The organism is Streptomyces sp. 3214.6, assembly GCF_900129855.1.
GTDB classification, from domain to species: domain Bacteria; phylum Actinomycetota; class Actinomycetes; order Streptomycetales; family Streptomycetaceae; genus Streptomyces; species Streptomyces soliscabiei.
In genome coordinates, this window is sequence record NZ_LT670819.1 from 3,640,699 (window position 1) to 3,653,566 (window position 12,868).

Here is a 12,868-nt window from a genome sequence, read left to right on the forward strand (position 1 = left end):
CTCCCCTCGCCGTCCCGCCCTTCCCCTCTCCTCCCCTCCTTCGCCAGCAGACGAGTTCAGTCCATCCCTCGTGGAAACGGTGGTTCACCATGCCCGTAGACCAGCACAGCGATCCCTTCGAGGAGCGGCTCTCCGCCGCTCTGCACGAGGCCGGCGGTACCTTCGACAGCCCGGGCGGCGCGCTCGTCGCCGCGGGTCAGGCCCGGGGGCTCCGGCTGCGGCTGCGGCGCAGGGCCGCGGTCGTGGGGGGTGCGGCGAGTCTCGCCCTCGTGGGGGTGGGCGGGGCGCTTCTGCTGCCCGGCACCACATCCACTCCGACGCCCTCCTCCGTCGCCGCCACCGGCAGCAGCAAGCCGACCTCCTACTCCGGCGACGACGTGGTCCGCACGCTCCAGAAGCTGCTTCCCAAGGGGAAGTTCACCAAGTCGGAGGCGCGTGGCACGGGCGAGGAGCTGCCGCCGCTCGCGGTCGGCGTGTTCGACGACGGCAAGGGCGAGGGGTCCATCTCCTTGGGCCTGGGCCGGGTCCACTCGGACACGGGGAAGATCAATCCGTCCACCGCCGTGATGCCCTGCGCGGACGGCGGGCAGTCGGGCCTCGACAGCTGCAAGACCGAGCTGCTGCCCGACGGATCAGCGATCACCGTCTACCAGGGCTACGAGTATCCCGACCGCCGCGAGGACACCAAGGCGTGGGGGGCGGACCTGGTCACCCCGGCCGGGCAGCATGTGAGCGTCATCGAGTGGAACGCCGCGGCGGAGAAGGGGAAGCCGGTCACCCGTCCGGAACCCCCGCTGACGACCGCGCAGTTGAAGACGCTCGCCTCGGCGTCGCAGTGGCGCCGGATCGTCGACGCCATGCCGAAGGAGAAGAAGCCGGCCGCCCCGACCGCCTCGTCGGGCGCCCGGCCCGCGGAGATGGCCGGCTGGCTCATTCTGCGCAAGCTCAGTCTGCTGTTGCCGTCCGACCTGAAGCGCGTCTCGTACGGCAGCGACGAGACCGGGTACGGCTACATGGTCGTGGACGACGGCAAGGGCCGGAGCCTGGTCCAGGTCAACGTGCAGCCGAACATGTCCGACGACGCCGACCAGCTGTACGGCTCCGGCTCGGAGACCCTCGCCGACGGCACGCGGGTCGCGGTCAAGCAGGGGCCGGGCGAGAAGGGCGGGGCGGGGGTCGTGATGTGGACGGTCGACACCATGCGCAAGGACGGTCTGCGCGTGGTGGTCAGCGCCTTCAACACCGACCAGCAGAACAAGGCCGCGACCCGCCCGAAGCCCGCCCTCACGATCAAGCAGCTGCGGGCGATCGCGCTCAGCCCGCGATGGGTGAGCCAGAGCGACTGAGAGACGGAGGAGGACGCAAGGGCGGGGAGGAAGGTGAAAGGTGGACTGGCCCTCCGGCGCAGGCTCAGGCCGCCCGGGCTCAGGCTCGGGCGGCGGTCGGCAGGGCCAGGATCTCCCCGCGTCTGCGGCATGATCCGCCGGACAGGCCCTAGTAGGGCTTGGTCAGGTCCGTATTGGTGTGGGTATGTCGCGGTGGCAGGTGGGGCAGGCGCCGGTCCATAGGGCGAGGAGGGTCTGTAGCTCGCGGACGACTTGGTAGAGGCTCAGGCCGGCCCCGTGTCTTTTGGGGCTCGGGCCAGTCGTTGCAGGGTGCAGAAGGCGTGCGCGACGGAGACGAGGGTGACGTGGTGGTGCCATCCGTTCCAGGTGCGGCCCTCGAAGTGGGCAAGTCCCAGGGCCTGTTTCATCTCCCGGTAGTCGTGCTCGATGCGCCAGCGGAGTTTGGCGAGGCGGACCAGTGTGGTCAGGGGCATGCCGGAGGGCAGGTCGGACAGCCAGTACTGCACCGGCTCGCTCTCGCCGGCGGGCCATTCGGCCAGCAGCCAGCACACGGGCAGTTCCGGGCCGTCGGCCATCTGTCGGACCTCGCGTCCGGCAGGCCGGATGCGCAGGGCAACGAAGCGGGAGTGCATCCGCTTGCGGCCCGAGCGGCCGGTGCCGGGCCGGGAGCCCTCCCGCCACTGCACCCGTCTGGCCGCTTTCCGGCCCGCCGCGATGACCAGCTCCTTCACCGGCTGCGGCTTGTCGGGATACTTCGCCACCGGCGGGCGGCCCATCCCGGAGTACGGCTCGGCCACCGGCACCGCGTCGGCGGGCTGGGCGGAGAGCGTGGTGGAGATCCCCACCACGTAATTCAGGCCGCGGGCCTGCAGTCCGTGCCGGAAGGCGGCGGCGTCGCCGTATCCGGCGTCCGCGACGGCCAGCGGCACCTCGAGTCCCCAGGAGCGGGTCTCATCGAGCATGTCCAGGGCCAGCTGCCACTTCTCCACGTGCCCGACATCGTCCGGGATGCCGCAGCCGGCACGGCGGGCGATCTTGTCGGCATCGGCCTTCGGCGAGGCGGGATCCCACGTCTGGGGCAAAAACAGCCGCCAGTTGACCGCCGCCGAGGCGTGGTCGGACGCGAGGTGGAGCGAGACGCCGACCTGGCAGTTGGTGACCTTGCCCGCGGTGCCGGTGTACTGCCGCGACACGCATGCCGAGGCGCTCCCGTCCTTGAGGAACCCGGTGTCGTCGAAGACCAGGGCCTCGGGCCCGATCGCCTCCTCCATCCGCCAGGCGAGCTGGGCCCGGATATGTGCCGGGTCCCAGGGGCTGGTGGTGATGAAGTTGGCCAATGCCTGACGATTGCCGTCCTCCCCAAGCCGGGCGGCCATCGGCTCGACCGACTTACGCTGTCCGTCGGTCAGCAGCCCCCGCAGATAGACCTGCCCCCACCGGCGCTGGTCCTTGCGCGCGAACGGCTCGAACACCTCCGCCGCGAACGCCTCCAACTCACCACGCACCGCAGCAATCTCGTCCGGAGTCACACAAACTCAACGCCACACCAGACCCGCAGGACACGCACCACAACAACCGACCTGACCAAGCCCTACTAGGGGCTCAGAAGAACTCCGACCACGGCTGGTCCCAGATCTGCTTCACGCACAGCACCAGGAACAGCAGCCCCGCCAGCACGAGCATCGCGTTGCTCAGCAGTCCATTGCGCCACTCCCTGGGCGTACGGGAGGTGTTGAGCAGCCACAGCAGCGTCCCCGCCAGGAACGGCAGGAAGGCCGCGCCGAGTACGCCGTACAGGATGACCAGGCGGAACGGCTGGCCCTGGAAGAGCAGCACGATCGGCGGGAAGGTCAGCCACAGCAAGTACGCCCGGAAGGGCCAGGAGCGTTCCCGCTCGCCGGAGGCGACCTCAGCGCCAGTCGCCCCGCCCGTCGCCCCGCCCACCGACTCGCCCTGATGGCGGTACCGCGCCACGAAGTCGGCGAACATCAGGCTCACGCCGTGCCAGACGCCGATCAGGGAGGTGAAGGAGGTGGCGAAGAAGCCGATCAGGAAGAACTTGGCGGTCGCCGTGCCGTACTCCGCCTCCAGGATGTCGCTCAGCTGGACGAGCCCCTTGTCGCCGCTCGCGATCGCCACGTTCGCGGAGTGCAGTAGCTCCGCCCCGACGAAGAGCATCGCGACGACGAAGACGCCGGTGGTGATGTACGCGACGCGGTTGTCGAGCCGCATGACCTTCATCCAGCCCGTGTTCGTCCAGCCCTTGGCGTTGACCCAGTAGCCGTACGCGGCCAGCGTGATCGTGCCGCCGACGCCGCCGATCAGGCCGAGGGTGTTGAGGACGGAGTCCTTCTCGTCGGGCAGGACCGGGAGCAGGCCCGCGAAGGCGTCGCCGAGGTTCGGGGTGACCCGGATCGCCAGGTACACCGTCACCACGAACATGACGCCCACCAGGACCGTCATGACCTTCTCGAAGACGGCGTACTTGTTGAACCAGACGAACACCAGGCCCACCAACCCGCAGGCGATGGCCCACGACTTGAGGTCCATCACGTCCGGGAACAGCGCCTGGAGCGGCAGCGCGCTCGACGACATCGCCGCCGCGCCGTAGACGAAGCCCCAGACGACGACGTAGACGACGAAGAACCATGTCGTCCAACGGCCCAGGCTCGCCCAGCCGTCGAAGAGGGTGCGGCCGGTGGAGAGGTGCCAGCGGCCGGCGGCCTCGGCGAGGGAGATCTTGACCAGGCAGCCGACGACGGCCGCCCAGAGCAGGGTGTAGCCGAAGTTGCTGCCGGCGATGAGGGTGGCGACCAGGTCACCGGCGCCGACGCCAGTCGCCGCTACCACGATGCCGGGGCCGATGTACTTCCAACTGGATTTGCGGGGGGAGGTGTTGCCGTGGAGGTCGATGTCGGATGGAGCCTCGGTGTCCGTGAAGTTTCCTGTGGGGGGTCCCGTGGTGTCCGCCATGAAGGTCAAGAAAGCCCAAAGAAGCCGGTCCGGCAAGAGGGCACACTCGATTACACCCGTAGGAGCTACGCGGGGCCGGGCAGGGCAAAGCAGGGAAACACGGGGCAAGCGGAGCAAGCGGGGCAACGCAGGGCTACTCGCAGGCGCAGGTGCCGAGTTCGAACCACACGGTCTTGCCCGGTCCGTCCTGGCAGCAGCCCCAGCGCCGGGCGAGCGCGTTCACCAGGAACATGCCCCGGCCGCTCTCCGTGCCGCCCGCGTGCAGCACCTGCGGGGTGCGGCGGCCGGTGTCGGCGACCTCGCAGCGCAGGACGCCGTGTGCGGCGCTCAGGGTGAGGCGGAAGCGGCTCGCGCTGTGCAGCAGGGCGTTGGTTGTCAGCTCGCTGACCAGCAGCTCGGCGGTGTCCACGAGTTCCTCCCGGTCGGCCAGCCCCCAGCCCTCCAGCTGTCTGCGCACCTGCGCGCGGGCCTCGCGGACGGCGCTGGGCCGGGGGTCGTACTCGACGCTCCAGTGGCCTGCCCCTATCGGCGGCTGGGGGTAGGCGCCGTACTGGGGGGCGGGGTCCGGGAGGGGGCCGTTTCCCCCGGAAAGTCGCAGCATGGGGTCAGGATCTCCTTCCGGGCGCCGTCCGCGTACGGGGAGGACTACCCGATTCCGTACCTGTCGAGAGGCCATGTCCGCACGGGCTACGCATACTGCAGTCGTACGGTCGTCCCGGCACTGGCACCGAGACCGGGACCGGAACCGGCTCCCGCGCCCGCGCTCGGTTCGCGGACGTCCACGTACGCGCACACCTGGCGGGCGAACCACAGGCCCTGGCCGGGCGCCAACTCGGCGGTCGACGGCGGGACGAAGCCGGCGAGGGGGTCGTCGAGGCGGCGGGCCAGCAGCAGTTCGCAGACGCAGCCGGGAGCGTCGCCCCACAGCAGCGCGCCGGTGACCGGTGCGAGGGAGGCCGCCTCGGCGACGGCCGTGGCGAACAACTCCGCGTCGACGGCGGCCAGTCCACGGCCCGCCGCCCAGGCCCGGACGACGTCCGGCGCGGGGTCGGCCAACCGTACGGCGTCCGCGGGGGTCGGAGGCAGCGGTACGGCGTCCAGCTCGGCGGCGAGGCGCAACGGGTCCTCGTACACGCCGCTGTCCGGGTGGGCGCGGCGGGCCGCCTCGATGAGGGCGGAGCCGGCGGTGCGGGTGTCGTAGACGCACATGGCCGTGGTCGCCGTCGGCGCGAAGAGGAGGTTGGCGAGGGCCTCGTAGCGGATCCACTCTGCGCTCTCGCGCGGGGAGCGGCCGGCCCGGCCGTTCCACACGGGCTCCATGAGGAGGTGGACCCGGCCGCCGGGGCCGGCGTACGCGGCGACGTGCGTGGCCGCCCGGGCGATGGCGTTGGCGGCGGAGCCGGTGTACCAGTCGGTGTGCGGGACGAGGCCGACGTCCTTCGCGTCGGCGCCGAGGGCGTCGCGCAGGAGATCCAGCTTGTCGGGGGCGGCGATGGCGACGGGCGGGGGCTCCTCGATGGCGGCCAGGCCCTCGGCGAGGAAGGGGAGGGCGGCGGCGACGAAGGCCTCGTCGGTGGCGGAGACGGACATGCGGTGGTCGAACGTTGCTGGGGCGGCGGCGGTGGCGTCGGATTGAGCGGACATGGGTCCGGGGTCCCCCATCGGTCGGGTGGGTGGGTGAGTGGGTGGGTGTGGATGGATGCGGTGCGTCTACGGGTGCGGGTGCGGGTGGGTCAGCGTTGGGCGGTCACCCAGGCGGCGATCTGGCTGCGGTTGCTGAAGCCGAGCTTGCTGAGGATGCGTTCGACGTGTCCTTCGGCGGTGCGGCGGGCGATCACCAGGCGGTCGGCGATCTGCTGGTTGGCGAGGCCCTCGGCGACGAGTTCGGCCACCTGGGCCTCCCGGCGGGTGAGGCGCTCGGAGGCGAGTTCCCTGGCTTCGGCTTCGGCTTCGGCGTCGGCTTCGGCTTCGGCTTCGGCTTCGGCTTCGGTCTCGGCCTCGCTCTCTGTCCTGCCTCTGCCCTCGCTCTTGTCCTTGCTCCTGTCCCTGCTCCTGTTCCTGCTCTCCTTCAGTTCGAGGGCGACCAAGTCCGCGAGGGGGAGGGCGGCTCCGCGGTCGTAGGCCCGGCGGAACGCGGTGGGGCCGAGGGCCTCGCGGACGCGCTCCTCGGTGGTGCGGCGGGTGGAGGTGAGGCAGGCCGCGCCCCAGCGGTCGCGGTCGACGTCCGCCCAGGCGCGGTCGGCACCGCCGAGGAGGACGGCCGCGCGCTCGTGGGCTTCGCGGGCCGCCTCGATCCGGGCCAGCAGGTCGAGGGTGAGACCCATGCCCAGGACGTCGTGGACGGCGTGCTTGAGACGCATCGCCTCCCTGCCGTGCCGCTGCGCCTGCGCCCAGTCGCCGCGCACGCTGTGAGCCAGGGCGAGGATCCGTTCCACATACGACAGCACCCAGCGCTCGCCGTGCTCGGCGCACAGGGCGCGGGTCTGCTCGCAGACCGCGATGGCCTCGTCGGCGCGGCCCAGGAAGGCGAGAGCGCAGGCCAGTTCGACACGGTCGAGGCCTACGAGACTGAGGTGCTGGCCGGGGACGCGGCCACGGTCGGCGGCGGCGCGGAAGTGGTCGAGGGCGCCGGTGAGGTCGTCGCTGAAGAGGCGGATGACGCCTACGACGTAGTCGGCGTGGGCCGCTTCGGCCGTGTCGCCGAGGGTGAGGGCCAGGGCACGGGCCTGTTCCGCCCGGTGACGGCCTCGGGTGAGGTCCTCCGGGCAGCCGGCGAGGAGGCCGGCGACCCACAGGGCACGGGCCCGTTCGGGGGTGGGGTCGGGGTTGGCTTCGAGCGCGCGGTCCAGCCAGTAGCGGCCCTCTCGGGGGGCTCCGCAGGCGTGCCAGTGGAACCAGAGGGTGCCTGCGAGGCGTAGGCCCGCGAGGGATTCGCCGGGAGTGGTGAGGCTGAAGTCGAGGGCGCCACGGAGGTTGTCCTGGTCGGCGCGGAGGCGGGCGACGATGTCCGCCTGGGAGGGGCCGAACCAGTGCTTCTCGGCGGCGCCGGCCTGCTGCTGCATCCGGTTCCGGTGCCGGACCCGGACCGTGTGCTCCTCTCCCGGGCGCTCGCGCAGGCGCTCCAGGCCGTAGTGCCGGAGGGTGTCGAGCAGGCGGTAGGGGACGGTGCCCGCCGGGCCGGGCTCCCTGGACAGGACGGACTTGTCGACCAGGCCGGCGACGGCTTCGAGGACGTCGCCCTCTCCTGCGGCGCAGACCGCTTCCGCCGTGTCCAGGTCGAAGGTGCCGGGGAGGATCGACAGGCGGGACCAGGTCAGTTGTTCGTGTGCGTCGCAGAGGTCGTAGCTCCAGTCGACGGCCGCGCGCAGGGTCTGGTGGCGGGGCGGGACGGTGGGGCTGCCGGTGCTGAGGAGGCGGTAGCGGTCGTCGAGGCGGGTCAGGAGCTGGGGGATGTCCAGGACGCGCATGCGGACCGCGGCCAGTTCGATGGCGAGGGGGAGGCCGTCCAGGCGCCGGCAGAGGCGGGCCACCGAGGCGCGGTTCGCGGCGGTGAGGCGGAAGCCGGGGACGACCGCGGCCGCCCGGTCGGCGAACAGGGCCAGCGCCGGGTAGTCGTCGGCCGCGGTCAGGTCGCCGTCCGGGTCGGGGACGGGCAGCGGACGTACGTCCATCAGGTGTTCCTCGGTCAGGCCGAGGCGGTGGCGGCTGGTGGCGAGGATGCGCACCCCGGCGGTGCCCCGCAGAAGGGCGCCGGCCAGTGTCGCGCAGGAGGACAGCAGGTGCTCGCAGTTGTCGACGACCAGCAGGACGCGGCGGTCGCGCAGGCGTTCCACCAGTGCGTCCAGGGGCGGGCGTGCCGAGTGGTCGCGCAGGTCGAGCGCGTCGGCGACCGCGAGGGGGACCAGGGTCGGGTCGTGCAGGCCGGAGAGGTGCACGAAGCGGACGCCGTCGGGGAAGGCCCGGGCCACGCGGGCCGCGATCCGGCCGGCCAGGCGGGTCTTGCCGACGCCGCCGGGGCCGGTCAGGGTGACCAGTCGGGCCCTGGCCAACAGTTCGCGTCCTGCCGCCAGTTCGCCGCGCCGGTCGACGAAGCTGGTCGTCTCCACCGGCAGGTGACAGTCCCGGCGCGGCGCTGATCCGCCCATGATCAGCCAGTCCTCTGGGGGTGTGATGCGGTGGGTTCCCGCGCGAGCCCCCAGCCTCCCCCGGGCCGTACATATATGCACTCCCGCCTCACCCGCATGGGCGTACTTCCCCGGGATCCGCTCCCTAAGGTGCGACCGTGGCTACACTGCGCGGCCGGTCGCTCACGGTTGCGCATGATTCAAGCCAACCGTCCCTTTGTTGTCTCTTGACCTGCTCATGCCATGCCCCGACGATGAGCGGCACCGCACCGCCGCACACAGCAAGCGCACAGCCCCCCACAACCGCTCCCCACAAGGAGAGTTCATGCGACTTCGCATTCGCGGCTCAGGATCCGGCGCTCTCGGCGCCCGCGGCGGCAGACGAACCGCCGCGCTCGCCACCCTGCTGGCCCTCGCCCTCGCCGCACCGCTCTCGGCGACGGTCACCGAGGCCGCGGCGGGCGGCGCCCCCAAGCCGACGGCCTCCGCCGACGACATCCGCCAGTACGAGATCCACATCGCCCACAGCACGCCCGGCATGCGCACCGCGATCGCCGCGTCCGGGGTCAGCGTCGACGAGGCCGACGAGGAGACGGTGGTGGTCTCCGGGCGCGCCGACCAGATCAAGAAGCTGCGCACACAGGGCTACGAGGTCTCCCTGCTCGGCTCGGCGCCCAACCGGATCGCCGAGAACGAGGTGCGGCTCTACGACTTCCCGTCCGCCGACTCGAAGTACCACAACTACGCCGAGATGACGACGGAGATCGACCAGCGCATCGCCGCCTACCCGAGCATCATGAGCAAACGGGTCATCGGCAAGTCGTACGGCGGCCGGGACATCGTCGCCGTCAAGATCAGCGACAACGTCGGCACCGACGAGGCGGAGCCGGAGGTGCTGTTCACCCACCACCAGCACGCCCGCGAGCACATGACCGTCGAGATGGCCCTGTACCTGATCCGCGAGCTGGGCGCCGGCTACGGCTCCGACTCCCGTGTCACCAACATGGTCAACGGGCGCGAGATCTGGATCGTCCCGGACCTCAACCCGGACGGCGGCGAGTACGACATCGCCACCGGCTCCTACCGCTCGTGGCGCAAGAACCGGCAGCCCAACTCCGGTTCCTCGTACGTCGGCACGGACCTCAACCGGAACTGGAACTACAAGTGGGGCTGCTGCGGCGGCTCTTCGGGGTCCACGTCCTCGGAGACCTACCGGGGCGCGTCCGCCGAGTCGGCGCCCGAGGTGAAGGTCGTCGCCGACTTCGTGCGCAGCCGGGTCGTGGGCGGGAAGCAGCAGATCACCGCCGGGATCGACTTCCACACCTACAGCGAGCTGGTGCTGTGGCCGTTCGGGTACACCGGGGCGGACACGGCGACCGGGATGACCGCGGACGACAACGCCGCGTTCAAGGCCATCGGACAGAAGATGGCCGCGAGCAACGGGTACACCCCGGAGCAGGCCAGCGACCTGTACATCACGGACGGGTCGATCGACGACTACCTCTGGGGCACGCAGAAGATCTTCGACTACACGTTCGAGATGTATCCGTCGTCCAGCTCCGGGGGCGGGTTCTACCCGCCCGACGAGGTCATCGAGCGGGAGACTTCCCGTAACCGGGACGCGGTGCTGCAACTTCTCGAGAACGCGGACTGTATGTACCGGTCGATCGGGAAGCAGAGCCAGTACTGCAGCTAGTCGGCGTCCTTGGCTGCGACGTCCTTGGCTTCGGTGTCCTTGCCTTCGGCGACCTTGGCTGCGACGTCCTTGGCCTCGGTGTCTTCTTCGCCGTCTTCGAAGTAGGCGTCGAGGACCGCGTCCAGCTGCTCGTCCCACTCCTTGAAGCGCGCCCTGGCCGTCGCCTCGATCTCGATCGGGTACCAGCGACGGTCAGGGGTGTGCACCGTGATGGTGAACCGCTTGCCGAAGCGCGGCGCCTCGGTCTCGATCGCGCCGATCTCGTCCCAGCGGAACTCGCACTCCTCCTCGTCGAGGCGGAGCCGGACGCCCTTGGCGTCGGCGGCGATCCGCGCACGACGGTCGGAGGCCTCGAAGACGGGACCGTCAAGGGACTCGTCCTCGGCGGACTCGTCCTCGGCGGTCTCCGCCGCCGGGGTCTGCGTCTCCGCCCCCTCGACGACCTCGCCCTCGGCCACATCCGCCTCGTCCGCCGCCTCGACCTTCTCGGCCGGCTCGGTGTCCTCCGGCTCCGCGGTCGCGGGCGGCGTGAGCCCGGGGATGAAGGCCGGGTCGAATCCGGCGCCCTTCAGGGGCTCGCCCTCCAGGGGCTGGCTGCTCGAACCTATCCGCTGCTGCTCCACAGCGGGAAGTATGGTCGAAGATCCTGTGCCGGACACAGCCAGCCCCAACTTCGTTATGAGACGCCTACACGAGACGCCTACACGAACAGGCTCAATACCGCCGCCGTGACGAACCCCGCCACCGACAGCACCGTCTCCAGCACGGTCCACGTCCTGAGGGTGTCGCGCTCGCTGATGCCGAAGTACTTGGCCACCATCCAGAAGCCTCCGTCGTTGACGTGCGAGGCGAAAATGGAGCCCGCCGAGATGGCCATGATGACGAGGGCCACGAAGGCCTGCGAGTGGTCGCCCTCGGCGAGCAGCGGCGCCACGATGCCCGCCGTCGTCACGATCGCCACCGTCGCCGAGCCCTGGGCGACCCGCAGCACCACGGAGATCAGGTACGACAGGACGATCACCGGCAGGCCGACGTCGTTGAAGGTGTCCGACAGGGCCTGGGCCACCCCGCTCGCCTTGAGGACCGCGCCGAAGATCCCGCCCGCGCCGACCACCAGCAGGATGTTGCCGACCGGCTTCAGCGAGGCCGTGGAGACCGTCTCCAGCGACTTGCGGGACCAGCCGCGCCGGATGCCGAGCAGGTAGTAGGCGAGGAGCAGCGCGATCGTCAGCGCCACGAACGGGCTGCCGAAGAACTCGACGACCGAGCGGCCCGTGGAGGGGTCCAGGGCGATCGAGGAGAAGGTGGCCGCAAGGATCAGCACCAGCGGGGTGCCGATGATGCCTACGACCGTGCCGAGCGGCACCGGGTCCTCGCGCGGGACAACGCCCTGCGCCCGCTGTTCCTCGACGACCGCCTGCTTCGCCTCCGCCGCCGCCTCGACCATGTCCTGCGGCACGGCGACGAAGATGCGGCGGCCGATCCACGCCGAGTACGCCCAGGCCGCCAGTACCGCGGGGATGCCGCAGACGACGCCCATGAGGATGACCCAGCCGAGGTCGACGTGGAGGAGGCCGGCGGCCGCGACCGGGCCGGGGTGCGGGGGCAGGAAGGCGTGGGTCATGGACAGGCCGGCGAGCAGCGGCAGGCAGTAGAGCAGGATCGACTTGCCGCCGCGTTTGGCGGCCGCGTAGACGATCGGGGCCAGCACGAAGATGCCGACGTCGAAGAAGACGGGGATGCCGAAGATCAGGCCGGTCAGGCCCATGGCGAGCGGGGCGCGCCGCTCGCCGAACAGCCCCAGCAGCCGGGACGCCAACACCTCTGCGCCGCCGCTGACTTCGAGGACCGCGCCGAGCATCGTGCCCAGGCCGATGATGATCGCGACATGGCCGAGGATGCCGCCCATGCCGGACTCGATGGTGGAGACGGCGTCCGAGCGCTGGACGGTCCCGAAGAGTTCGGTCACGGACAGGCCGGCCAGCAGGCCGACGGCTATGGAGACCGCGAGGAGGGCCACGAAGGGCTGGAGTCTGACCTTGATGATCAGGAAGAGGAGGAGGGCTATGCCGAGGGCGGCGACCGTGAGGAGGCCTGCGGTGCCGTCGACGAGCAGGAGCAGGCCGCCGGTGTGGGGTGGGGCCTGGGTGGGAGCGGATGCCGCGAGGAAGGGGGACATCGGGGGGTCCTCTGGGTAGGCGCATACTGCTTTCGGGCAGGGGGTACCGCGGGACGGCGCGGGGTGGTGCGCCGTCCCGGCATACGGGGCGCGGGAGTTGCGGGAGTCGCGGGGGTTGCGGGAGCGTCAGCGGGTCAGCCGAGGACGGCGAGTGCGTCGATCTCGACCAGGAGTCCCGCGGGAAGGCCGACGTAGACCGTCGTGCGGGCGGCGGGCGGGGCGGTGAGGGGCTGGGCCTCGAAGTAGGCGTTGTAGAGCTCGTTGAACTCGGCGAAGTGGCCCGTGTCCGTCAGGTAGACGCGGATCATCATCACGTCGTCCCAGCTCGCGCCGCCTTCCTCCAGGATCGCCTTGACGTTGGCGAGGGTCTGCAGGGTCTGCTCGCGCAGGGTGGGACCGGCCGGCGTGGGGGGCTTGCCCTCCTCGGCGGGGAGGAAGCCGACCTGGCCCGCGACCTGGAGGATGTTGCCCTTGCGGACACCGTGCGAGAACTTCGCGGGCGGGGTGGTGTGGGTCTTCGGGGTGAGCGCGATCTTCTCGGTCACGGTCT

At 71.0% G+C, this 12,868-nt stretch carries 10 protein-coding genes; 2 read left to right on the forward strand and 8 right to left on the reverse strand.

Going from position 1 to position 12,868, the window contains the following annotated elements:
- Positions 1-89 precede the first annotated feature (89 nt).
- Complete coding sequence (locus B5557_RS16150) at positions 90-1,346, forward strand: hypothetical protein (RefSeq protein WP_079660059.1); 1,257 nt, start codon at positions 90-92, stop codon at positions 1,344-1,346.
- A gap of 263 nt (positions 1,347-1,609) precedes the next feature.
- Here B5557_RS16150 and B5557_RS16160 read toward each other — a convergent pair whose 3' ends face one another.
- From B5557_RS16160 to B5557_RS16180, 5 genes are all read right to left on the reverse strand, one after another.
- Positions 1,610-2,875 carry an IS701 family transposase gene (locus B5557_RS16160; RefSeq protein WP_079658614.1) on the reverse strand — a complete coding sequence of 422 codons (1,266 nt, stop codon included), beginning with the start codon at positions 2,873-2,875 and terminating at the stop codon, positions 1,610-1,612.
- Between the two features lie 73 nt (positions 2,876-2,948).
- Positions 2,949-4,319, reverse strand: a complete 1,371-nt coding sequence (locus B5557_RS16165; RefSeq protein ID WP_079660060.1) for an Nramp family divalent metal transporter — start codon at positions 4,317-4,319, stop codon at positions 2,949-2,951.
- A 133-nt stretch (positions 4,320-4,452) separates the two neighbouring features.
- A complete protein-coding gene (locus tag B5557_RS16170; RefSeq protein WP_079660062.1) occupies positions 4,453-4,920 on the reverse strand; it encodes an ATP-binding protein in 468 nt (155 codons plus the stop codon).
- Between the two features lie 86 nt (positions 4,921-5,006).
- Positions 5,007-5,963 carry an MEDS domain-containing protein gene (locus B5557_RS16175; protein WP_079660064.1) on the reverse strand — a complete coding sequence of 319 codons (957 nt, stop codon included), beginning with the start codon at positions 5,961-5,963 and terminating at the stop codon, positions 5,007-5,009.
- A gap of 89 nt (positions 5,964-6,052) precedes the next feature.
- A complete protein-coding gene (locus B5557_RS16180) occupies positions 6,053-8,464 on the reverse strand; it encodes an ATP-binding protein (RefSeq protein ID WP_079660065.1) in 2,412 nt (803 codons plus the stop codon).
- Between the two features lie 304 nt (positions 8,465-8,768).
- Here B5557_RS16180 and B5557_RS16185 point away from each other — a divergent pair, with 304 nt between their 5' ends.
- Positions 8,769-10,139, forward strand: a complete 1,371-nt coding sequence (locus B5557_RS16185; protein ID WP_079660067.1) for a M14 family metallopeptidase — start codon at positions 8,769-8,771, stop codon at positions 10,137-10,139.
- Here B5557_RS16185 and B5557_RS16190 read toward each other — a convergent pair.
- From B5557_RS16190 to B5557_RS16200, 3 genes are all read right to left on the reverse strand, one after another.
- Entirely contained in the window at positions 10,136-10,762 is a 627-nt protein-coding gene (locus B5557_RS16190; RefSeq protein WP_079660068.1) for a hypothetical protein, read from the reverse strand. The two genes, B5557_RS16185 and B5557_RS16190, sit on opposite strands and share 4 nt — an antisense overlap.
- Positions 10,763-10,839: 77 nt before the next feature.
- Positions 10,840-12,318: a GntP family permease gene (locus B5557_RS16195; RefSeq protein WP_079660069.1), complete on the reverse strand. Its 1,479-nt coding sequence runs from the start codon at positions 12,316-12,318 to the stop codon at positions 10,840-10,842.
- A 134-nt stretch (positions 12,319-12,452) separates the two neighbouring features.
- Entirely contained in the window at positions 12,453-12,863 is a 411-nt protein-coding gene (locus tag B5557_RS16200; RefSeq protein ID WP_079664811.1) for a RidA family protein, read from the reverse strand.
- Positions 12,864-12,868: the final 5 nt, after the last annotated feature.